Source organism: Streptomyces sp. NPDC005302 (assembly GCF_040607345.1).
Classification (GTDB): Bacteria; Actinomycetota; Actinomycetes; order Streptomycetales; family Streptomycetaceae; genus Streptomyces.
Window position 1 is genome coordinate 144,499 of record NZ_JBEXGN010000007.1, and the last position, 22,428, is coordinate 166,926.

The following is a 22,428-nucleotide window of genomic DNA, read 5'->3' on the forward strand; positions in this document are numbered from 1 at the left end:
CCGGCGCAGGCGCACAGCTCTGAGAGCTAGAGCGCGAGCAGCTCCTTGGTCGTGATGGTGAGTAGCTCGGGTCCGCCGTCCGCCTCAGGGCGTACGACGAGCGTGTCATCGATCCGGACACCGCCCCGTCCCGGGAGGTGGACCCCCGGTTCGACGGTGACCGGCACGCAAGCGTCCAGTTTACCCATGGCCGCGGGGGCAAGCTGCGGGTCCTCGTCGATTTCGAGCCCGACACCGTGCCCGGTGAGGGACGAGACGCCTTCCGTGTGCCCCGCGGAGTCCAGCACGTGACGGGCCGCGCGGTCCACGTCGCGGTAGGCCGCACCAGGCAGGAGGGCCTCCCGTCCGGCGCGCTGAGCGGCGAAGACGAGGTCGTACAGCTCGATCTGCCAGTCGGCGGGGGAGGTGCCGATCACGAACGTACGACCGATCTCACAGCGGTAGCCCCGGTAGGTCGCGCCGAGACAGACGGAGAGGAAGTCGCCTTCCTCCACCCGCCGGTCGGTGGGCCGGTGACCCCGTTTGCCCGAGTTCGGACCGGTTCCGACCGAGGTGGCGAAGGCCGGGCCGTCCGCTCCGTGGTCGACGAGTCTGCGTTCGAGTTCCAGCGCGAGATGGCGTTCCGTCCGGCCGACGAGGATGGATTCGAGGAGTTCACCGAGCGCCTGGTCGGCGATCTCGGCGCCGACCCGCAGCGAGGAGATCTCCTCCTCGTCCTTGATGACGCGCAGCTGCTCGACCGCGCCTCCCAGGTCCGCGAGGCGCAGCCGGGGCGCCACCGAGCCGAGAGCGCGGTGACGGGTCACGGTCAGGTGGTGCTCCTCGACGGCGAGGGATTCGGCGCCCTGTCCGGCGGCCATGCCCGCGGCGGCGACGGCGGGGTCTCCGCCGGCCTGCGGCAGCACCCTGACGTCCACCGCCTCGTCCGGGCGTCCCTCGACGGCGTCACCGGTCGGCGGTCCGCCGCACAGCAGCACGTCCTCGCCGCGGCCGAGCAGCAGCAGGACGGAGCCGTGCGGGGCCGCTCCGGCGAGATACCTCACGTTGGCGGGACGAGTCACCAGCGCCGTCGCGCTGCCGCTCGCCGCACAGCGCTCCCGGAGTCGCTCTCTGCGGGTCGCGTACACCTCTGCCATGAACCCGAGCGTACGAGCGGTGGGCGGATGGCGCCGGTCCAGAGGGCCGGACGGGTCCGCCCAGGGGGCCGGACGGGTTCGTGGCGGGCGGGCCGGCCGGTGGCGCAGGCTTCAGCGGTGCGTCACCACTGGGGAGGGCTGGCGATCGAGCGGGCGAGGACGTCGTCCAGGACGCGGGCCGTGGTGGCCACGTCGAGCTGGGAGTTGTCGATGATGGGCAGGCCCGAGCCGTACCAGCCGGCCATCCGGCCGTGGATGCGCGCGACCTCCTCGTCACTGAGGCGGCGGTTCCCCGAGCGCTCCGCGTTGCGCTCCAGGACGATCTCCAGGCCCGGCAGCAGGACGACCGGCAGCAGACCGGGGCCCACGTGACGCTTCCAGCCGCCGAGGCCGACGACCGGGCGGTCCGGGAAGACCGCGTCGTCGAGGATGCAGGAGATGCCGTTGGCCAGGAAGTTCCGCGCGGCGAAGCCGCAGGTGCGGCGGGCCAGGCGGTACTGCGCCTCGGAGTGGTCGTTCCACCCCGTCTGCGGGTCGGCGAAGCCCGAGCGCACCCACTCCCGCACGTCGTCGAGGCTGATGTGGGCGGTGGGCACACGGCGGTGGTCGGCCCAGTACTTGGCGACGCTGGTCTTCCCGGCGCCAGCGGGACCGATGAGCAGGACCGCGAGCGTGGTGGCGGCCGGGTCGGGGGTGCCGGGGGCCGGCGGCGCGCTCGGCATCGCGACCGGTCCGCCCGGAGGCAGTTGCACATGCCCGGTGGTTTCCGGCGGCGGCACGGGGAGGTGCTGCGGGGGGTGCGCGGACGGGTGCTGCGGAGGCTGCCCGGGCGCGTGGTGCGGGGTCATGGGGTGCTGCGGGGGCTGGGCGGGCGGAGCGCCCGGAGGGACCGGGCCTCCGGCGAATCCCGGAGCGGGTGCCGGACCCGGCTGCCCCGGGTGCTGTCCGGCCGGTGCCCAGCCGGCGGCCGGTCCGTGCCCCGGCTGATGGGGCGGCGGCAGCGGAGCCCCCACTGCGTGCTGCATCCGGTGCCACTCCGTCTCGTACAGGCAATGGGCGCTGGCGAACGGGACACCGGTCCCGCCGCTACCGAACGGTACCTTCCCCGGCCGTTGTTGTGTGAACGGCCGGGGAAGGCGCGAAGTGCCCAGGGGGCGGAACGGGTTGAGCAGGGGTCTTCCCGGTGAATCCGTCCGCCGGGCCGCCGCGTGCTACTCCGCGACCTCGCCGTACGCCGCGAGGAGGACGGCCGGGTCGGGGCCCTCCAGGACGGTGGGCTTGGCCAGTCCGTCGAGGACGATGAAGCGCAGCAGGTCGCCGCGCGACTTCTTGTCGACCTTCATGTTCTCCAGGAGCTTGGGCCACTGGTCGTAGCGGTAGCTCAGCGGGAGACCCACGGACTCCAGGACCGTACGGTGGCGGTCGGCGGTCGCGTCGTCGAGCCGGCCCGCGAGACGGCCGAGTTCGGCGGCGAAGTGCATGCCGACGGAGACAGCCGCGCCGTGCCGCCACTTGTAGCGCTCGTTCTTCTCGATGGCGTGCGCGAGCGTGTGGCCGTAGTTGAGGATCTCGCGCAGTCCCGACTCCTTGAGGTCGCCGGAGACGACCTCCGCCTTGACCTTGATGGAACGCTCGATGAGCTCGGCGGTGTGCGGTCCCGCGGGCGTCCGGGCCGCCTCGGGGTCGGACTCGATGAGTTCGAGGATCGCCGGGTCGGCGATGAAGCCGGCCTTGATGACCTCGGCGAGTCCGGAGACGAAGTCGTTGACCGGCAGCGAGTCGAGCGCGGCCAGGTCGCAGAGCACACCGGCGGGCGGGTGGAAGGCCCCGACGAGGTTCTTGCCCTCCGCGGTGTTGATGCCGGTCTTGCCGCCGACGGCCGCGTCGACCATGCCGAGCACGGTGGTGGGGACGGCGATCCAGCGCACTCCGCGCAGCCAGCTGGCGGCGACGAAACCGGCCAGGTCGGTGGTGGCGCCGCCGCCCACGCCGACGATGACGTCGGTGCGGGTGAAGCCGGACTGGCCGAGCGCCTTCCAGCAGTAGGCCGCGACCTCGACGGTCTTGGCCTCCTCGGCGTTCGGCACCTGGATGGCGACGGCCTCGAAGCCCTGGTCCGCGAGGTCGGCGCGGAGCGCCTCACCGGTCTCGGCGAGCGCCTCGGGGTGGACCACGGCGACCCGCTTGGTCCGCTGGCCGATCAACCCGGCCAGTTCACCGAGGAGTTGACGGCCCACCAGGACCTCGTAGGGATCGGTGCCCGCGGTGCCACCGACCTGGATGCGGGTCACTGCCTCGCTCATGCTTCCTTCAACTCCAGTGCGTCGAGGACCGCTCGGGCGACCTCATCGGGGGTGCGGCCGTCGGTCGCCACGACCGCGCGGGCGACTTCGGTGTACAGCGGGCGGCGGGCCTCCATCAGCTCGCGCCACTGACGGCGCGGGTTGACTGCGAGCAGCGGCCGGGCCACGTTCAGCCCGGTGCGCTGGACCGCCTCCTCCACGTCCATGGAGAGGTAGACGACCTGGTGGCCGGCGAGCAGCGCGCGGGTGCCCTCGTCGAGGATCGAGCCGCCGCCGAGGGCGAGTACGCCGTCGTGTCCGGCGAGGGCCTCCTGCACGGCCCGCTTCTCGATCGCGCGGAAGGCGGCCTCGCCCTCGTCGACGAAGATGTCGGCGATGCTGCGGCCCTGCGCGGCGACGATGTCGTCGTCGGTGTCCCGGTAGACGCAGCCGAGCCGCTCGGCGACGAGCGCGCCCACCGTGGACTTGCCGACCCCCATCGGGCCGACGAGGACCAGACGTGGCGCGGTCACCGGATGACCAGGTTCTCGAGGTAGCCGGTCACGTTGCGGCGGGTCTCGGTGACGCTGTCGCCGCCGAACTTCTCCGCCACGGCGTCGGCCAGGACGAGGGCGACCATGGCCTCGGCGACGATGCCGGCGGCCGGGACCGCGCAGACGTCGGAACGCTGGTGGTGGGCCTTGGCCGCCTCGCCGGTGGCGACGTCGATGGTGGCCAGCGCGCGCGGCACGGTGGCGATCGGCTTCATCGCGGCGCGGACGCGCAGCAGTTCGCCGGTGGTGAGGCCGCCCTCGGTGCCGCCGGAGCGGCCGGTGGAGCGCCGGATGCCGTCCGCGGTGTGGACGATCTCGTCGTGCGCCTGGGAACCGGGCACGCGGGCCAGGTCGAAGCCGTCGCCGACCTCGACGCCCTTGATGGCCTGGATGCCCATGAGCGCGGCCGCGAGCCGGGCGTCGAGGCGCCGGTCCCAGTGCACGTGCGAGCCGAGGCCCACCGGCACGCCGTACGCGAGCACCTCGACGACGCCGCCGAGCGTGTCGCCGTCCTTGTGGGCCTGGTCGATCTCCGCGACCATCGCCTTCGACGCGTCGGCGTCGAGGCAGCGCACCGGGTCGGCGTCGAGCTTCTCGACGTCGGAGGGCTTGGGGAGGACGCCGTAGGGCGCCTTGGCGGCGGCCAGTTCGACGACGTGGGAGACGATCTCGATCCCGGCCGTCTCCTTGAGGTACGAGCGGGCGACCGCGCCGAGCGCCACGCGGGCCGCGGTCTCGCGGGCGGAGGCGCGCTCCAGGATCGGGCGGGCCTCGTCGAAGCCGTACTTCTGCATGCCGGCGAGGTCGGCGTGGCCGGGCCGGGGGCGGGTCAGCGGGGCGTTGCGGGCGAGATCGGCGAGGATCTCGGGGGCGACCGGGTCGGCCGCCATGACCTGGTCCCACTTGGGCCACTCGGTGTTGCCGACCATGACGGCGATCGGGGAGCCGAGGGTGAGTCCATGCCGGACTCCGCCGAGGAAGGTGACCTCGTCACGCTCGAACTTCATCCGAGCACCGCGTCCATAGCCGAGGCGCCGCCTGGCCAGGTGGTCCGCCACCATGTCCGTGGTGATCGGCACGCCGGCGGGAAGTCCCTCCAGCGTGGCCACAAGTGCGGGACCGTGGGATTCCCCCGCGGTCAGCCAGCGCAACCTGCTCAACGGTGCTCCTCATGCTCGCGCCCTGGTGCTGCTGCTGCGTACGCGTGTCCTCGCGTACGGCGACGGCGCGACCGGGTGCGCGGCCCTGGCCCGCCACCCCCGATCCTCCCACGTCCGACGGCGGGAACCGGCCGCAGGTCCATCAGGCGGACGCGGCCGACCGGGGCACGGTGGGCCATGGGCGCCGTGCCGGGGCGGGCCGGAAGGCGCCAGGAGTGTCGTGTCGCCGGGTGCTAACGGGCGGCGAGGGCGTGTTCGCCGGCCGTGCGCATCGCGTCGAGCGGGGCGGGGGCGCGCCCGGTCATCTGCTCGACCTGCAGCACCGCCTGGTGGACGAGCAGGTCCAGTCCGCCGACGACGGCACCGCCGTACGCCGACCAGCGTGCCGCGAGGTCCGTGGGCCAGGGGTCGTAGAGCACGTCGAAGAGGGTCGCCGGGCGTTCCGGTACGGCTGCGGCCAGGGCGTCCGTGGTGCCCGCCGGAGTCGTGGCGATCACCAGCGGTGCCCGCAGCGCCTCGGCGGCGTCCGCCCATCCGGCGGTCCGCACCTCGACGCCGAGCCGCTCGCCCCACTGCCGCATCTCGGCGGCCCGTTCCGCGCTGCGGACGTAGGCGACGACCTCGCCGGTGCAGATCCGCGCGAGGGCGGCGAGAGCGGAGGAGGCGGTGGCGCCGGCGCCGAGGATCGCGGCCGAGTCGAGCTGCTCGATCCCGCGCTCGCGCAGCGCGGCGACCATCCCCGGGATGTCGGTGTTGTCGCCGGTGCGCCGCCCGTCCTCGGTGAACACCACGGTGTTGACCGCTTCGACGGAGGCGGCCGTTTCGGTGACATCGTCGAGCAGCGGGATCACGGCCCGCTTGAGCGGCATGGTCAGCGACAGGCCCGCCCACTCGGGGCCGAGCCCGGCGAGGAACCCGGTCAGCGACTCCTCGTCGACCTCGAAGAGGTCGTACGACCAGTCGGCGAGACCCAGCTCCCGGTACGCGGCCCGGTGCAGCACCGGGGAGAGGGAGTGGGCGATCGGCGACCCGAGCACGGCGGCCCGGCGGGCATCAGTTGCCCGAATTGTCATTGAACTTTTCCTTGAGCTTCTCGAATTCCGCATTCGTCTTGGCGAATTCGGTCTTGCTGTGACCGTCGGTCGCCACGAAATACATCCAGCCCTCGCCCGTCGGATTGAGCGTCGCCTTCAGCGCCTCGACACCCGGATTGCCGATCGGGCCGGGCGGCAGCCCCCTCTGGGTGTACGTGTTGTACGGGTCCTTGTTGCTGTTGATCTCGGACTCGCTGATGTGGATATTGCTCTGGCCCTTCAGATAATTGAAGGTCGAGTCGAACTGGAGCAATTGATTCGTCTCGGTGTTGGTCGACTTGAGACGGTTGTAGACGACCTCGGCCATCTTCCGGTAGTCGTCGTGCGTCTTGCCCTCGGCCTCGACGAGACTGGCGACCGTGACGACCTGCAACGGGTCGGAGAGCTTGAGGGACTTCGCCTTCTCCGCGAGCCCCATGGCCGCGTAGTTGCTGGACGCCTGCTTCACCATGCCCTTGAGCACGGTCTCGGGCTTCATCCCCTTGGCCGCGGGGTAGGTGGCGGGCCAGAGGAACCCTTCGAGCGGATCCTTTATGTCGCGGTTGCTGTTCGCCCAGCTCGGCAGACCGAGGCTCTTGTAGTCCTTCTTCGCGACACCGCCGGTGGTGCCCTTGGAAAGGCCGAGCTGTTTGTCGATCGACGCGTAGACCGTGGCATTCCGGTTTCCGGGGGCCACGACCACGTTGTTCTGGCTCTTGGGATCGAGCATCAATTCGACGGCACTCGCCGCGGACATCCCCTTGCGCAGCAGATAGGCGCCCGCCTGGATCTTCTGGCCCTGAGGATTCTCCTGCTGGGCGGAGACGAAGGCGTCCACACTCTTGACGACCCCGAGCTCCTTGAGCTTCTGGCCGATCTCGTAGCCGCCGGCACCCTTGTTGATCTCGACGGTCACCTGGCCCGAGCCGTCACCCGCGTAGTCGGGCGCCGAGCCGAAACGGTTCTGGTAGTAGTGGTAGCCGAAGTAGCCGACGCCCGCGAGGCCACCGCCGAAGACCGCGACGACCACCAGGCACGCACAGCCGCTGCGCCGCTTCTTGCCCTTGCCGCCGCCCCGGCCCTTGCGGTCACCGCGGCCCCGGCGCCCCTTGGGGTCGTCATCGTCGTCGAGGTCGTCGTCATCGTCGCCGCCCGCGAAGAAGGCGTGCTCGCCCTGGTCGGGACCCGGGTCCCAGTCCGTCTTCGGCTCGGGCTCGGCACGACGCCGGGCGGGAGGCTCGGGCGGCGGATAGGCCTCGGGAGTGTTGTAGAAGTCGGGCTGCTCGCCGGCGTACTGGCCCGCGTAGGGGTCGGTCGGGTCGGCACCGTAGGACACCTGGGGGTGGCCCCCGGTCTGCCACTCACCGTTCTCGTACTGCTGCCCGCCCTGACCGCCGTACTGCTGCCGGCCCTGGTCGGCGTACTGGGGCTGTCCTTGGCCTTGGCCGTCGTACTGGGGCTGTCCCTGGCCTTGGCCGTCGTAGTGCTGCTGCGCCTGGTCCGCGTACTGGGGATGCCCCTGGCCGGGGTACTGCTGCCCGCCCTGGTACTGCTGCTGCCCCTGGAACTGCTGCTGGTTCTGGTACTGCCCGGGACCGCCCTGGGGCTGCTGGTACTGCTGCTGCCCCTGGTCGTAGGCCTGCCCGCCGGTGCCCCAGTCGCCCTGCTGAGCCTGGTGCGCCTGAGCCTGCGGATAGTGCTGCGGCTGGCCGCCGTCGTAGGCGGACCGGCCGTCGGCGGCCTGTCCGCCCCATCCGCTGTCCCCGTACAACGGGTCCTCCGGATGCCACGGTTCGGAGCCTGGGCCCCGGCCATACTCAGTCATCGATCCCCTACGAGCCGCGAGCCGGCAGCTGCCGGCTCCAGTGGCTCGGCTCCCGTCCGCCTCTTTGCTGTGCGGGGGCTGTTCGAACACCACCGCATCGCGCGGAACGTTACCGTATCGCGATCACATGACCACTTCGACGCCCTCGCCGGGAGATTTACCTGACACCCGTTCGGATTCCAGCGCCTGCTGCAGAATGATGACGGCCGCCGCCTGGTCGATGACCGACCGGCCCTTCTTCGACTTCACGCCCGAGGCACGCAGTCCCTGACTGGCCGTCACGGTGGTCATGCGCTCGTCCACGAGCCGCACCGGAACCGGAGCGATCCCGCGCGCGAGCTCCTGGGTGAAGGCACGGACCTTGACGGCGGCGGGCCCCTCGCCCCCCTTGAGGGAGCGAGGGAGGCCGACGACGACCTCGATCGGCTCGTACTCCTCGACGAGCAGCTTCAGCCGGCGGTGGGCGGCCGGGACGTCACGTCCCGGGACCGTCTCCACCGGCGTCGCGAGGATCCCGTCGGGGTCGCACGAGGCGACCCCGATCCGGGCGTCCCCGACGTCGATCGCGAGCCGGCGTCCTCTGCGCATGTCCGCGGGCCTCTACTTGGCCGTGTCGGCGACGAGGCGCCGGACCGCGTCGACGGCGTCACCGATGGCGGCCGGGTTCTGGCCGCCACCCTGCGCGACGTCCGGCTTGCCGCCACCGCCGCCGCCGAGGGTCTTGGCCGCGGCCCGGACCAGCTCGCCGGCCTTGAGCCCGCGCTCACGGGCGGCCTCGTTGGTGGCGATGACCGTCAGCGGCTTGCCGCCGGCCACGGTGAACAGGGCCACGACGGCGGCCCGTCCGCCCTGGATGCGGCCACGCACGTCGAGGACCAGCCGGCGCAGGTCGTCGGCGCCGGTGCCGTCCGGGACCTGGCCGGTGACCAGGGCCACGCCGTTGACGTCCTGGGCGGACTCGACGAGACCGCCGGCGGCCTGGAGGACCTTCTCCGCGCGGAACTTCTCGATCTCCTTCTCGGCGTCCTTCAGCTTGCCGAGCATGGCGGAGACCTTCTCCGGAAGCTCCTCGGCACGGCCCTTGACCAGCTCCTGGAGCTGGGCGACGACCGTGTGCTCGCGGGCGAGGAAGTTGTACGCGTCGACGCCGACGAGGGCCTCGATACGGCGCACCCCGGAACCGATGGACGACTCGCCGAGCAGCTTGACCAGGCCGAGCTGGGCGGTGTTGTGCACGTGCGTGCCGCCGCACAGCTCCTTGGAGAAGTCGCCGATGGTCACGACGCGGACGCGCTCGCCGTACTTCTCGCCGAACTCGGCGATGGCGCCCTGCTTCTTGGCCTCGTCGATGCTCATGACCTCGGCCTCGACGTCCAGGTCGCGGGAGAGCACCTCGTTGATCTGCTGCTCGACGTCGGTCATGACGGCCGTGGGGACGGCCGACGGGGAACCGAAGTCGAAGCGGAAACGGCCGGGCTGGTTCTCGGAACCGGCCTGGGCGGCCGTCGGGCCGAGGGCGTCGCGCAGCGCCTGGTGCGTGAGGTGGGTGGCCGAGTGGGCGCGGGCGATGGCCGTACGGCGGCGCACGTCGATGACGGCCTGGGCCTTGGCGCCGACGGTGGCCTCGCCGACCTGCACGACGCCCTTGTGGACGTACACGCCGGGAACGGGCTTCTGGCAGTCACGGATCTCGATGATCGCGCCGGACTCGACCCGGATGCGGCCGGTGTCGCCGATCTGGCCGCCGCCCTCCGCGTAGAAGGGGGTGCGGTCGAGGACGATCTCGACCTCGTCGCCCTCGGTGGCAGCCGGGGAGGAGACACCGTCGACGAGGATGCCGACGATCGTCGACTCGCCCTCGGTGCGGTCGTATCCGATGAAGTCCGTCTCGCCGGCGGCGTCCGCGATCTGACGGTAGGCGCCGAGGTCGGCGTGACCGGTCTTCTTGGCGCGGGCGTCGGCCTTGGCCTTGTCCCGCTGCTCCTTCATCAGGCGGCGGAACCCGTCCTCGTCCACCGAGAGGCCCTGCTCTGCGGCCATCTCGAGGGTGAGGTCGATCGGGAAGCCCCAGGTGTCGTGGAGCAGGAACGCCTTCTCGCCGGCGAGGACCGTGCCGCCGGACTCCTTGGTGTCGGTGATGGCGGTGTCGAGGATGTTCGTGCCGGCCTTCAGCGTCTTGACGAAGGCGGCCTCCTCGGCGAGGGCTACGGTTTCGATCCGCTGCCGGTCGCTGACGAGCTCGGGGTACTGCCGGCCCATCATCTCGATCACGACGTCGACGAGGTCCTTGACGACGAGTCCCGTGGCACCGAGCAGGCGCATGTTGCGGATGGCGCGGCGCATGATGCGGCGCAGCACGTAGCCACGGCCCTCGTTGCCGGGGCTCACGCCGTCGCCGATGAGCATGACGGAGGTGCGCATGTGGTCGGTGACCACGCGCAGCGCGACGTCGGATTCGGGGGCGGCGCCGTACGCGACACCGGTCAGTTCGGTGGCCTTGTCGATGACGGCCATCGAGGTGTCGATCTCGTACAGGTTCCGCACGCCCTGCAGGATCATGGCGAGGCGTTCCAGGCCGAGGCCCGTGTCGATGTTCTTGCTGGGCAGCTCGCCGAGGATCTCGAAGTCGTCCTTCGAGATGCCCTCGCCGCGCTCGTACTGCATGAAGACCAGGTTCCAGATCTCCACGTAGCGCTCGTCGTTGACGGCCGGGCCGCCCTCGACGCCGAACTCGGGGCCGCGGTCGTAGTTGATCTCGGAGCACGGGCCGCAGGGTCCGGGGACGCCCATGGACCAGTAGTTGTCCTTCTTGCCGAGGCGCTGGATGCGCTCGGCCGGGACGCCGATCTTGTCGCGCCAGATGGCCTCGGCCTCGTCGTCCTCCAGGTAGACCGTGATCCACAGACGCTCCGGGTCGAGCCCGTAGCCACCCTTGTCCTGGGGCAGCGTGAGCAGCTCCCAGGCGTAGGTGATGGCGCCTTCCTTGAAGTAGTCGCCGAAGGAGAAGTTGCCGCACATCTGGAAGAACGTGCCGTGCCGGGTGGTCTTGCCGACCTCTTCGATGTCCGGCGTGCGCACGCACTTCTGCACGCTGGTGGCGCGCGACCACGGCGGCTTGACCTCGCCGAGGAAGTACGGCTTGAAGGGGACCATGCCGGCGGGGACCAGGAGCAGAGTCGGGTCGTCCGCGATGAGCGACGCCGAAGGGACGACGGTGTGACCGCGCTCCTCGTAGAAGCTCAACCAGCGGCGGCGGATTTCAGCCGACTCCATCAGTGGTCCTCATTCCGGTTGTACGTGTACGTCGTGTTCTCGATGTACTTGATCTGCTTGTCGTTGCCGGGCTGTCCGGCGTCGCCGATCGCGGCGATCCGGCGCTGCGTGGGGAGTTCGGGGTCGGTGCGGCCGTTCAGACCGAGCACCTCGCCGAGTTCGGCCTCCCGCTGGGCCATCCCGTCACGGACGTCGAGGGCGAAGTCCTTGAGCCGGTGACCCGCGTCGATCGCCTTGTTGGCGGCCTGTGCCGCGAGGCTCTCGGGGGTCAGCGCCCGGATCTTGCGGTTGACCTTGGTGGTGGCCCATACACCCGCGGCTGCGCCTGCGGTGAACCAGAACGTACGGCGGAACATCGCTGCGTCAGTCCTTCTTCCGCTTTCCCCGTCGCGACGACGGGACGGTGCGGCCCACGATCACGGTTCGCCGGGACGCCTTGTCGGGCTCGTTCTCTCGACGGCCTCCGATGGCCCGGCGCACGCCGTAACCGAACGCCGCGACCTTGACCAGGGGGCCGCCGAAGGTGGAGGCGACGGTCGTCGACAGTGCCGACGCGTTCGACGTGACCTCCTGGACGTCCGACGCGATGGCGTCGACGCGGTCGATCTGGGTCTGCGCGGAACGCACGGCCGCCGACGCGTCCGCCAGGAGCGGGACGGCCTGTTCGGTCACGTCCGCCACGAGCTTGGTGGTCGCCCGGAGCGTCTGGGCCAGTCTCGCCAGCGCGACGGCGAGGAAGGACACCAGGATCGCCCAGAACACGGCCACCAGGATCCCGGCCACCTCACCACCGGTCACTGTTGCACCCGCTCCCTGACTGCGTGCCTGATCATCGAAAAGTCGTCACCCGAGCCTATCGCGCCGACACCGCGGCTCCGTACCGCATTACCGGCTGCCGCACCTGGAGTTGCGCGAAGCGATTGTACGGAGTGCTCACGGGTCAGTACGCTCCGTATCCCATGCAGCGTTCTCAGCCCGCCCGGCGCTCCTCTCCCCCGACATCCGGCAATCTGCCCCTGGAACTCGACGCGTTCGTGGGGCGCTCGGCCGAACTGGCGCGGCTGGCCGAGCTGCTGGAGAGCGTCAGGCTGGTCACGGTGACCGGGGTCGGCGGTGTCGGAAAGTCCCGTTTCGCGGTGCACGCGGCGGCGTGCGCGGACGGCCTCGACGCGGTGCACCGCGTGGATCTGTCCGCGGTGCACGATCCGGGACTCGTCGAGTACGCGGTGCTCGAGGCCCTCGGTCTGACGGACCACACGGCGAAGCCACCGCGTCAGGTGCTGCTCGGTCATCTCGCCGACCGGCGCCTCCTTCTCGTGCTGGACGGATTCGAGCACCTGGTGGAGGTGACCGCCTCGCTGGTGGCCGAGCTGCTGCGCAGGGCGCCGGACCTGCGGGTCCTGGCCGTGGGACGCAGACCGCTGGATCTCGGTGGTGAGCGGGTGTTCCCGCTGGCCCCGCTGGCCGAGGCGGAGGCGGCGGAGCTGTTCGCGGACCGGGCGGCGGCGCGGGTCCCGGGGTTCACGCTGGACGAGGGGAACCGGGCCGACGTACGGGAGCTGTGCCGTCGTCTGGACGGGATCCCGCTGGCGGTGGAGCTGGCCGCGGGACGCCTCAGCGCCCTCTCCCCCGGTCAGTTGCTGGCGCGCCTGGAGGACCGGTTCCGGCTGCTGACCGGGGGCGGCCGGGACGCGCTGCCCCGGCACCAGACACTGCGGACCGCGATCGGCTGGAGCCATGAGCTGTGCACGCCGGAGGAGCGGCTGCTGTGGTCGCGGCTGTCGGTGTTCGCCGGACGGTTCGACCTGGAGGCCGCCGAGTACGTGTGCAGCGGGGACGGACTGCACGCCGACGACGTCCTCGACGTGCTGGACGCGCTGCTCGCGCAGTCCGTGCTGTCCCGCGAGGAGACGGCGGCCGGGGTGCGCTACCGGATGCTGGACACGGTGCGGGCGTACGGCGCCGAGTGGCTGGAGGCGACGGGGGACGCGGAGCGGCTGCGCCGCCGGCACCGCGACTGGTACATGGGCCTCGCCACCTGGTGCGAGCTGGACTGGTTCTCGCCGCGCCAGGGCGAGGTCGCGGCGCGGGTCGAGACGGAGCTGCCGAACCTGCGCTGCGCGCTGGAGTTCTCGCTGACCGAGCCGGACGACGCGCATCTGGGGCAGTACCTGGCGGGTGCCCTCTGGTTCTACTGGGTGGGCTGCGGCAGGCTCTCCGAGGGCCGGCACTGGCTGGAGCGCAGTGTCGAACTGGACGGCGACCGTGACCAGTCGCGGCTGAAGGCCCTGTGGGTGCTCGGCTATGTGGCGGTTCTCCAGGGGGACTCGGTGCCCGCGCTGTCCGCACTCCACGAGTGCCGCGAGGAGGCGGAGCGCTCCCAGAACGCCGTGGCGATCGCGTACGCCGAGCATCGCACCGGCTGTCTGGCCCTGGTCACGGACGACATGACGCGTGCCGAGACCCTGCTGCGCTCGGCCCTCGACCGCTATCACGAGATCGGCGAGCTGAACAGCAACGTGCTGATGGGGCAGGTCGAGCTGGCGATGGCGCTCGCCTTCCAGGGTGATCTGCCGGGCGCGGTGAAACTGTGCGAGGACGTCCGCCGGGTCTGCGAGGACCACGGGGAACGCTGGGCGCTCGGGTACGCGCTGTACGTCCTGGCGTACGAGGCGCAGGCGGCCGGCGACCCCGCGCGCGCCAGGGAGCTCCTGCGACGGGGGCTCGGTATCGCGCACGTCTTCCACGATCTGCTCGGCGCCGTCCTCGCGGTCGAGCTGCTCGCCCTGATCACGGTGGTGGAGGGCGATCCGGCCGAGGCCGCGCTGCTCCAGGGGGCGGCGTCGCGGATGTGGCCGTCGGTGGGCCTGCCCCTGTTCGGCTCGGCGTACTACAACGCGCCGCACGAGCGCTGCGTGGCGCTGGCGCGACAGTCGCTGGGCGACGAGCGGTACGAGGAGTGCGTACGGGAGGGCGAGTCGCTCGGGCGGGAGGCGGCGGTCGCCCGGGCGCTCGGCGGGGCGGGGGCGCCTCCGCTCGGGGTGGTGCCGTCGCCGCGCAGACTGCCCCCGGACATGCGAAAGCCCGCCGTCTCCCCCACCGCGAAGGGCGGGGAGACGACGGGCTGACGCTGACGCGCAGGTGGTGCCACGTCCGCCGGAAGAAGATCAGCGGGCGTAGTACTCGACGACGAGCTGCTCGTCGCAGATCACCGGGATCTCCTTGCGGTTCGGCTCACGGTCCAGGCGGAACGCCAGGGCCGGGAGGTTCACCTGGAGGTAGCGCGGGGTCTCACCGTCGGGGGCGAACCCACCGGCACGGGAGACCTCGAACAGCGTCTTGCTGCGGCTGCGCTCGCGGACCATCACGACGTCGTCGGGACGGACACGGAACGACGGCTTGTCGACCTTGCCACCGTTGACCTCGATGTGGCCGTGGACGACCATCTGGCGGGCCTGGTAGATCGTGCGGGCGATGCCCGAACGCAGCACCAGCGCGTCGAGACGGCGCTCGAGCTCGATGACCAGGGCCTCACCGGTCTTGCCCTGCGTCTTGGCGGCACGCTCGTAGGCGCGGACGAGCTGACGCTCGGACACGTCGTACTGCGCGCGCAGACGCTGCTTCTCCAGCAGACGGACCTTGTAGTCCGAGTTCTGCTTGCGGCCACGGCCGTGCTCGCCCGGCGGGTAGGGGCGGGCCTCGAAGTACTTGACGGCCTTCGGGGTCAGCGCGATGCCGAGGGCACGCGACTTCTTGACCTTGGGGCGGGACTGGTTCGGCATGAACCAAACACCTCGTGTCTCTGATGCGAATACGGCTTCACCAGGGTTAGGGGAGGTCGCAATCCGCAGCCCGGGAAACCCTTCTCGCCGACGTGAGGATCCACGTGGCGGGGCGGGCAGCCGCTCCTGGGTCTGGGCACATACGTGCAGCACGCGAGTGACCCACCGACCGATCCCGGAGATCCGGGTGGTGGTGGGTTGCCCGCGACACCTTCGACGGTGCGCGACGCTCCTGGAATCCCTCCGTGACGGCAGGGGTTCCGGCTGAATGTCCCGTTCTGGTGGTGCCGACCGGAGCCGGACACGGGACGCAGCGCTTCGAGACATCGTACAGGGTGATCAGGAGCGCCCTCTACCGAGGTGCTTCCTGGTCCATTCCACGGCGTCCGCGTAACGCGCCTCGGCTCCGTGCCGGGTCGGGGTGTAGTACTCCCGGTTCTTGAGCTCCTCCGGGGCGTACTGCTGGGCGGCGATCCCCTCGGGCAGGTCGTGCGGATACACATAGCCCTGGGCGTGGCCGAGCTTGGCGGCGCCCTTGTAGTGCCCGTCGCGCAGATGAGCCGGCACCGGGCCCGCGTGGCCCTTGCGGACGTCCTCCATGGCGGCGCCGATGGCGGTCGTCGCCGCGTTGGACTTCGGGGCCAGGGCGAGGGCGATCGTCGCGTGGCTGAGGGTGAGCGCGGCCTCGGGGAACCCGATCATGGCGACCGCCTGGGCGGCGGCGACCGCTGTCGGCAGCGCGTTCGGGTCGGCGAGGCCGATGTCCTCGCTGGCGGAGATCATCAGGCGGCGGGCGATGAAGCGGGGGTCCTCGCCGGCATCGATCATCCGGGCGAGGTAGTGCAGGGCCGCGTCCACGTCGGAGCCGCGGATGGACTTGATGAGGGCGCTCGCCACGTCGTAGTGCTGGTCGCCGTCGCGGTCGTACGTGACGGCGGCGCGGTCGACGGTCTCCTCCAGGGTCTGGAGGGTGATCTCCGGCTCGCCCTTGTCGAGGGCCGCGCCGGCGGCGGCCTCCAGGGCGGTCAGGGCGCGGCGGGCGTCTCCGCCGGCGATCCGCAGCAGGTGCGCCTCGGTGTCCTCGGGCAGGCCGACGGCTTCCTTGAGTCCGCGCTCGTCGCCGAGCGCCCGGCGCAGCAGGGCGCGCAGGTCGTCGTCGGCGAGCGGTTCCAGGGTGAGGAGCAGGGAGCGGGAGAGCAGGGGGGAGATCACCGAGAAGTACGGGTTCTCGGTGGTCGCGGCGATCAGCGTGACCCAGCGGTTCTCGACGGCCGGCAGCAGGGAGTCCTGCTGGGCCTTGCTGAAGCGGTGGATCTCGTCGAGGAAGAGGACGGTCTCCTTGCCGAAGCCGCCGGTGGCACGGCGCGCGCCCTCGATGACGGCGCGCACCTCCTTGACGCCTGCGGTGATCGCGGAGAGCTCGACGAAACGCTTGTCGGTGGCCTTGGAGACGACGTACGCGAGGGTCGTCTTTCCGGTGCCGGGCGGGCCCCAGAGGATCACCGAGGACGGTCCGGCCGGGCCGCCACTGCCTTCGGCGACGAGTCTGCGCAGCGGTGAGCCCGGCTTCAGCAGATGCTGCTGACCCACGACGTCGTCGAGGGTGCGCGGGCGCATCCGAACCGCCAGGGGACTGCTGGACGGGTCCTTCTCCTGGCGTTCTTCTGCTGCGGCGGTGAACAGGTCGGGCTCCACGTCCAAAACCCTATGTCACGCCACTGACAATCCCCGCAGGGCCGTCAGCTGGTCCAGAAGTCCCACCAGCGGGTCAGGATCAGCATGCCGATGATGCCGACGTGCAGCACGGGCAGGACCCAGGTGAACTCGCCGAGGAAGCTCTTCGCCCAGCGCGGGGCGGGCAGGAAGCCGTTGCGGACGTTGAAGGACGTCACGTACCAGAACATGGTGATCGTGGCGACCCAGGCGAGGCTGCACCACAGGCACAGCGAGTTGATCCGGTACAGCGACTGGAACTGGAGCCAGGTGCAGAACGCGACACCGAAGAGCGTGCCGAAGTTGAAGGTCAGCCAGTACCAGCGGGGGAAGGTCGCGCGGGCGAGCAGGCTCATGCCGACGCAGATCACGATGCCGTAGGCGACGAGACCCAGCATCGGGTTCGGGAAGCCGAAGGCGGAGGCCTGGTCGCTCTTCATGATGTTGCCGCAGGAGACCACCGGGTTCAGGCTGCACCCGGGCACGAAGTTCGGGTTCTCCAGCAGCTTGAACTTGTCGATCGTGATGACCCACGCGGCAAGGAGACCGGCCGCGCCCGTGATCACCAGCAGCAGGGCGAGGGCGCGACTGCCACCGGCCGTCCGGGGAGCCGCGGGGCGTTCCTGCTCGGTCGGGACGTCCTTGACTGTCGTCTTGCTCATCACGCCGTTTCCGTTGCTTCGAAGGGGCCTGCGGGCAGGCTCATTGTGCCGCACCGGCCCCCCTGTCCACCGTTCGCTGGAGATAAGAAAGGCCGCACGGACGTCCCCGGAGCGTTCGGTTCGGGGGGATGCTCGTCGGCATGACGACACACGGGGAACAACTCGCGGTGGACGTACGGGGGCTGCGCAAGCAGTACGGGGACGTCACCGCGGTCGACGGCATCGACCTCGGCATCCGGCGGGGAGAGGTGTTCGGCCTGCTCGGACCGAACGGGGCGGGCAAGAGCACGACGGTGGAGATCCTCCAGGGCAACCGGCGGCGGGACGCGGGCGAGGTGTCGGTGCTGGGCTCGGACCCGGCGACGGGCACGCGCGCGTGGCGTGCCCGGGTCGGCATCGTCTGGCAGGACGAATCCGCGCCCGCCGAGTTGACGGTGGACGAGACGGTGCGGCATTTCGCCCGCTATTACCCGAATTCACGTGATCCCGAGGAGGTCATCGGCCTCGTCGGTCTCGAGCAGAAGGCGGGCAGCCGGATCAAGTCGCTGTCGGGCGGCCAGCGCAGGCGGCTCGATGTCGCCCTGGGCGTCATCGGCGGCCCCGAACTGCTGCTCCTGGACGAGCCGACCACGGGCTTCGACCCGGCCGCGCGACGGCAGTTCTGGGAACTGATCCGCAAGCTCGCCGACGAGGGCACCACGATCCTGCTGACCACGCACTACCTGGAGGAGGCGGAGGCGCTCGCCGACCGGCTGGCGGTGGTCGCGCGAGGCAGGGTCGTCGCCGAGGGCGAACCGGCCGCGCTGCGCGAGCGCTTCGGCACGGAGGCGACGGTCGCGTGGACCGAGGCCGACGGCACCGCGCGCAGCGAGCGCACGGACACACCCACCAGGACCGTCACGGAACTCGTCCACCGCTTCGACGGCGAGATCCCCGGGCTCCGGATCAGCCGCCCGACCCTGGAGGACGTCTATCTGCGACTGACCGGCCAGGAGGGCACGCGATGACCACGACCGACGTACGCGAACGCACCGGGACGGCGGCAGGAAGGCTGCCCGGCGCCTGGGGGCTCGGGCTGCGGCGCGGTGCCCTGGAGATCAGGCAGTTCTTCCGGCAGCGCGACCAGGTGGTGTTCACCTTCGCCTTCCCGGTCGTCTTCCTCTTCCTGTTCGCGTCGATCTTCAGCGACGACGTGAAGGGCGCGGGCATCACCGCCTCCCAGTTGTACGTCCCGGCGATGATGGCCGCGGGCATCATGTCCACCAGCTTCCAGTCCCTCGGCATATCGATCGCGATCGAACGGGACGAGAAGGTGCTGCGCCGGCTGCGCGGCACGCCGATGCCGCCGGCCGCGTACTTCCTCGGCAAGATCTGGCTGGTTCTCGTCACCGGCACGCTGGAGACGGCGATCCTGCTCCTCGCGGGCACCACCCTGTACGACGTCGACCTGCCCTCAGACGCGGGCAAGTGGGCCGACTTCGCCTGGATCTTCGTCCTCGGCCTGACAGCCTGCGCACTCCTCGGCATCGCGGTCAGCTCGGTCCCGAAGTCGGGCAAGAGCGCCACCTCGGTGGTCGTCCTGCCGTTCCTGGTCCTCCAGTTCATCTCCGGCGTCTACATCGCCATCGACACCATCCCGGACTGGATGCTGAACATCGGCGCGCTGTTCCCCCTCAAGTGGATGTGCCAGGGGCTGCGCGGGGTGTTCCTGCCCGAGTCGGCCCAGGTCCTGGAGCAGACCGGGGGCTGGGAGTTCGGGCGGATCGCCCTGGTGCTGGGGGCGTGGTGCGTCGGCGGGCTGCTGCTGTGCCTGCTGACCTTCCGCTGGAAGAACCGGCGCGACGGATGACCGTTCCGGCCTCCCGCCTGTTCCCGCGTTCCGGACTGCCGGACCGAGCCTCCCGCCCCCTCCGCTCGGCGGAGGGGGCGGGCACGAACCCGGTCAGCCCAGGCGCGACCGCAGTTCGGCCACGATCTCGCCCACGCCGACCGCCGTCTGCTCACCGGACTCCATGTCCTTGAGCTGCACGACGCCCTCGGCGAGGTCACGCTCACCGGCCACGACGGTGTACCGCGCGCCCGACCGGTTGGCGTTCTTCATCGCGCCCTTGAGGCCCTTGGCGCCGTACGAGAAGTCGGCGGGGACACCGAGTCTGCGCAGCTCGGTGACCACGCCGAACAGCACCCGGCGCGCCTCCTCCCCGAGCGGCACCGCGAACACACTGGTGGTGGCGGGGATTTCGAGCTCCACGCCCTCCGCCTCCAGCGCCAGCACCGTGCGGTCGACGCCGAGGGCCCAGCCGACGGACGGCAGCGCGGGGCCGCCGATCATCTCGGACAGCCCGTCGTAGCGTCCGCCGCCGCCCACCGCGGACTGCGAGCCCAGACCGTCGTGCACGAACTCGAACGTGGTGCGCGTGTAGTAGTCCAGGCCGCGCACCAGCTTCGGGTCGTCCTCGAAGGAGACGCCCGCGGCCGTGATCAGGTCGCGCACCTCCTCGTGGTACGCCTTGCACGCGTCGCACAGGTAGTCCCGCAGCAACGGCGCGCCGGTCAGCTGCTTCTGGACGTCGTCCCGCTTGTCGTCGAGCACGCGCAGCGGGTTGATCTCCGCGCGGCGCAACGTCTCCTCGTCCAGTTCCAGGCCGCGCAGGAACTCCTGGAGGGCGGCCCGGTAGACGGGACGGCACTCCTTGTCGCCCAGGCTGTTCAGCAGGATGCGGAAGTTCCGCAGGCCCAGCGAGCGGTACGCCTGGTCCGCCAGGATGATCAGCTCGGCGTCGAGCGCCGGGTCCTCGGCACCGATCGCCTCGGCGCCCACCTGGGAGAAGTGGCGGTAACGGCCCTTCTGGGGACGCTCGTAGCGGTAGTAGGAGCCGGAGTACCAGAGCTTGACGGGAAGGTTGCCCGCCTTGTGCAGGTTGGCCTCGAGGGCAGCGCGCAGTACGGAGGCGGTTCCCTCGGGGCGCAGCGCCAGCCTGTCGCCGCCCTTGGTCTCGAAGGCGTACATCTCCTTGGTCACGATGTCGGTGGACTCACCGACACCGCGGGCGAACAGCTCGACGTTCTCGAAACCGGGCGTCTCGATGTAGCCGTAGCCGGAGTTGCGCAGCGGGGCGGCGATCGCCTCGCGCACCGCGAGGTACGTGGCGCTCACCGGCGGGATCAGGTCGTACGTGCCCTTGGGGGCCTTGAAGGTGCTCACGGAAGTCTCTCGTCACATTCCTCGTCGAGGAGCGGCGGTCGGGTCCGCTCCGCGTTCCTGGCGGCCGGCCGCCACCTGCCGCAGATACGGATTGGTGGCGCGCTCCTGGCCGATGGTCGTCTGGGCGCCGTGGCCGGACAGCACCACGGTCGAGTCGTCGAGCGGCAGGCACACACGGCCCAGCGAGGCGAGCATCTCGTCCATGTCGCCGCCGGGCAGGTCGGTGCGTCCGACGGAGCCGGCGAAGAGCAGATCCCCGGAGAAGAACACGGACGGAATGTCCGCGCTCTCGGGCATCCGGAACGTCACCGACCCCTTCGTATGGCCCGGCGCGTGCGCGACGGACAGGTCGAGGCCCGCCAGCCTCAGCTCCGCGCCGTCGGTCAGCGTCCGCACGTCGTCCGGCTCTCCCACGGTCAGTTCGCCCATCAGCGGCATCCCGATGGAACGGCCGAGGGCCCGCTCGGGGTCGCTCATCATGTACCGGTCCTCGGGGTGGATCCAGGCGGGCACGTCGTGCGCCCCGCACACGGGAACGACCGAGGCGACGTGGTCGATGTGGCCATGGGTGAGGATGACCGCGACGGGCTTGAGCCGATGTTTGGCGAGTGCTTCCTCGACTCCCTGGGCGGCCTGATGGCCCGGGTCGATGATCACGCACTCCTCACCCGCGGCGGGGGCGACCAGGTAACAGTTGGTCCCCCAGGCCCCGGCGGGGAACCCGGCAATGAGCACGATCGTCCTTCGTGGTGGCGTACGCGCTGGTGTCGTACGGGGCGGGTGGCTGTGGATCAGAGCCTACCGGCGCTGCCGATTCCTCAGCGAACCCATATACGGTACGGGGCACACGCAGGCGGTCGGCTCACAAGACGCACGCGTCCCATCGACGTACGAGACGCACGAGGAGAAACCCGGTGGTCAGCCAGGAACAGCGGCGGCGTCAGCTCGCCCGGGAGAAGTTCTTGCGACAGCAGCAGCGCCGCACGGCCGCGCGACGCAAGACCCATACACGCAACGCGGTGATCGCGGCGGTCGTCGGCGTACTCGTCGCGGGCGGTGCGCTGTCGTTCGCGACCGGGGTCTTCAAGAACGACGACAAGAAGACCAGCGCCGGTTCCGAGGTGTCGCCGAGCCCCACCCCGAGCAAGGCGTCCGACCCGTGCGAGAAGCCGGCGGCGGGCAAGGTGAAGTCGCTCAGCTGGAAGAAGGAGCCGGCGGTCACCATCGACAAGTCGGCGGCCTACACGATGAAGATGGCGACGACCTGCGGCGACATAGACGTCGCCCTCAAGGCGTCCGCTGCCCCGCACACGGTGAACTCGTTCTCGTACCTCGCCGGCAAGGGCTTCTTCGACCACACCAAGTGCCACCGGCTCACCACCAACGGCATCTACGTCCTGCAGTGCGGTGACCCGACCGCCCAGGGCTCCGGCGGGCCCGGCTACACGATCCCGGACGAGAACCTGAAGGACAAGACGCTGAAGGGCGGGGTGTACCCGGCGGGCACGATCGCGATGGCCAACACCGGCCAGAAGCACACCGGCGGCAGCCAGTACTTCCTGGTCTACCAGGACAGTCAGTTGCCGCCCAGCTACACACCGTTCGGAACTATTTCCCAGTCCGGCATGACGGTCCTGAAGAAGATCGCGGGGGCCGGCGAGAGCACGGGCCAGGGCGACGGCGCCCCCAACGCGACCGTCGTGATCAACAAGATGACCGTGACGAAATCCTGACCGCTGGCTGCTTAATTTCGGTCGCGCGGG

General features: G+C 70.7%; 20 protein-coding genes. 4 read left to right on the forward strand and 16 right to left on the reverse strand.

The genetic code is table 11. The annotated features are described in order from the left end of the window. Positions 1 to 26: 26 nt before the first annotated feature. The 11 genes from ABZT74_RS13075 to ABZT74_RS13125 all read right to left on the reverse strand — a co-directional run bounded on the left by ABZT74_RS13075 (position 27) and on the right by ABZT74_RS13125 (position 12,101). Positions 27 to 1,136 (reverse strand): aminopeptidase P family protein, encoded by a 1,110-nt coding sequence (locus tag ABZT74_RS13075; RefSeq protein WP_356173092.1) that lies wholly within the window; start codon positions 1,134 to 1,136, stop codon positions 27 to 29. A gap of 122 nt (positions 1,137 to 1,258) precedes the next feature. Continuing rightward, positions 1,259 to 2,161 carry a Pro-rich N-terminal domain-containing protein gene (locus ABZT74_RS13080; protein WP_356173089.1) on the reverse strand — a complete coding sequence of 301 codons (903 nt, stop codon included), beginning with the start codon at positions 2,159 to 2,161 and terminating at the stop codon, positions 1,259 to 1,261. Between the two features lie 186 nt (positions 2,162 to 2,347). Further along, on the reverse strand, positions 2,348 to 3,439 hold the full coding sequence (gene aroB, locus ABZT74_RS13085) for a 3-dehydroquinate synthase (RefSeq protein ID WP_355866123.1): 1,092 nt from the start codon (positions 3,437 to 3,439) through the stop codon (positions 2,348 to 2,350). After that, positions 3,436 to 3,918, reverse strand: a complete 483-nt coding sequence (locus ABZT74_RS13090) for a shikimate kinase (RefSeq protein ID WP_356173305.1) — start codon at positions 3,916 to 3,918, stop codon at positions 3,436 to 3,438. Before ABZT74_RS13090 ends, aroB begins: the two co-directional genes overlap by 4 nt. Before the next feature lie 29 nt (positions 3,919 to 3,947). Continuing rightward, positions 3,948 to 5,132: a chorismate synthase gene (gene aroC, locus ABZT74_RS13095; protein WP_355866120.1), complete on the reverse strand. Its 1,185-nt coding sequence runs from the start codon at positions 5,130 to 5,132 to the stop codon at positions 3,948 to 3,950. A 233-nt stretch (positions 5,133 to 5,365) separates the two neighbouring features. Beyond that, positions 5,366 to 6,205 (reverse strand): shikimate dehydrogenase, encoded by an 840-nt coding sequence (locus tag ABZT74_RS13100; protein ID WP_356173086.1) that lies wholly within the window; start codon positions 6,203 to 6,205, stop codon positions 5,366 to 5,368. Next, a complete protein-coding gene (gene mltG / locus ABZT74_RS13105; protein ID WP_356434634.1) occupies positions 6,186 to 8,030 on the reverse strand; it encodes an endolytic transglycosylase MltG in 1,845 nt (614 codons plus the stop codon). The genes ABZT74_RS13100 and mltG overlap by 20 nt, the downstream gene beginning before the upstream one ends. A 123-nt stretch (positions 8,031 to 8,153) precedes the next feature. Next, positions 8,154 to 8,618, reverse strand: a complete 465-nt coding sequence (gene ruvX / locus ABZT74_RS13110; RefSeq protein WP_356434636.1) for a Holliday junction resolvase RuvX — start codon at positions 8,616 to 8,618, stop codon at positions 8,154 to 8,156. Between the two features lie 12 nt (positions 8,619 to 8,630). After that, positions 8,631 to 11,303: an alanine--tRNA ligase gene (alaS, locus tag ABZT74_RS13115; protein ID WP_355866108.1), complete on the reverse strand. Its 2,673-nt coding sequence runs from the start codon at positions 11,301 to 11,303 to the stop codon at positions 8,631 to 8,633. Continuing rightward, positions 11,303 to 11,659 carry a DUF6167 family protein gene (locus tag ABZT74_RS13120; RefSeq protein WP_355866105.1) on the reverse strand — a complete coding sequence of 119 codons (357 nt, stop codon included), beginning with the start codon at positions 11,657 to 11,659 and terminating at the stop codon, positions 11,303 to 11,305. Before ABZT74_RS13120 ends, alaS begins: the two co-directional genes overlap by 1 nt. Positions 11,660 to 11,666: 7 nt before the next feature. After that, positions 11,667 to 12,101: a DUF948 domain-containing protein gene (locus ABZT74_RS13125; RefSeq protein ID WP_355866102.1), complete on the reverse strand. Its 435-nt coding sequence runs from the start codon at positions 12,099 to 12,101 to the stop codon at positions 11,667 to 11,669. A 161-nt stretch (positions 12,102 to 12,262) separates the two neighbouring features. On the opposite strand from ABZT74_RS13125, the gene ABZT74_RS13130 reads away from it, so the two are divergent. Then, positions 12,263 to 14,431, forward strand: coding sequence for a regulator (locus tag ABZT74_RS13130; protein ID WP_356434639.1), 2,169 nt, complete (start codon positions 12,263 to 12,265; stop codon positions 14,429 to 14,431). Between the two features lie 39 nt (positions 14,432 to 14,470). Here the strand turns inward: ABZT74_RS13130 and rpsD are convergent, their stop codons facing one another. From rpsD to ABZT74_RS13145, 3 genes are all read right to left on the reverse strand, one after another. Next, positions 14,471 to 15,085, reverse strand: coding sequence for a 30S ribosomal protein S4 (gene rpsD, locus ABZT74_RS13135; RefSeq protein WP_164369968.1), 615 nt, complete (start codon positions 15,083 to 15,085; stop codon positions 14,471 to 14,473). Positions 15,086 to 15,424: 339 nt separating this feature from the next. Continuing rightward, positions 15,425 to 16,780: a replication-associated recombination protein A gene (locus tag ABZT74_RS13140; RefSeq protein ID WP_356434642.1), complete on the reverse strand. Its 1,356-nt coding sequence runs from the start codon at positions 16,778 to 16,780 to the stop codon at positions 15,425 to 15,427. Between the two features lie 44 nt (positions 16,781 to 16,824). Further along, positions 16,825 to 17,460, reverse strand: a complete 636-nt coding sequence (locus tag ABZT74_RS13145; protein WP_356173078.1) for a vitamin K epoxide reductase family protein — start codon at positions 17,458 to 17,460, stop codon at positions 16,825 to 16,827. Positions 17,461 to 17,600: 140 nt separating this feature from the next. Here ABZT74_RS13145 and ABZT74_RS13150 point away from each other — a divergent pair, with 140 nt between their 5' ends. Together ABZT74_RS13150 and ABZT74_RS13155 are read left to right on the forward strand one after the other, a co-directional pair. Next, a complete protein-coding gene (locus ABZT74_RS13150) occupies positions 17,601 to 18,467 on the forward strand; it encodes an ABC transporter ATP-binding protein (RefSeq protein ID WP_356434645.1) in 867 nt (288 codons plus the stop codon). Continuing rightward, entirely contained in the window at positions 18,464 to 19,309 is an 846-nt protein-coding gene (locus ABZT74_RS13155; RefSeq protein WP_356434647.1) for an ABC transporter permease, read from the forward strand. Before ABZT74_RS13150 ends, ABZT74_RS13155 begins: the two co-directional genes overlap by 4 nt. 93 nt (positions 19,310 to 19,402) lie before the next feature. Here ABZT74_RS13155 and hisS read toward each other — a convergent pair whose 3' ends face one another. Beyond that, positions 19,403 to 20,665, reverse strand: a complete 1,263-nt coding sequence (hisS, locus tag ABZT74_RS13160) for a histidine--tRNA ligase (RefSeq protein WP_356434650.1) — start codon at positions 20,663 to 20,665, stop codon at positions 19,403 to 19,405. 12 nt (positions 20,666 to 20,677) lie between these two features. Continuing rightward, positions 20,678 to 21,400, reverse strand: coding sequence for an MBL fold metallo-hydrolase (locus ABZT74_RS13165; RefSeq protein WP_356434653.1), 723 nt, complete (start codon positions 21,398 to 21,400; stop codon positions 20,678 to 20,680). 179 nt (positions 21,401 to 21,579) lie between these two features. Here ABZT74_RS13165 and ABZT74_RS13170 point away from each other — a divergent pair, with 179 nt between their 5' ends. Then, positions 21,580 to 22,398 carry a peptidylprolyl isomerase gene (locus ABZT74_RS13170; protein WP_355866078.1) on the forward strand — a complete coding sequence of 273 codons (819 nt, stop codon included), beginning with the start codon at positions 21,580 to 21,582 and terminating at the stop codon, positions 22,396 to 22,398. The last annotated feature ends 30 nt before the right edge of the window (positions 22,399 to 22,428 follow it).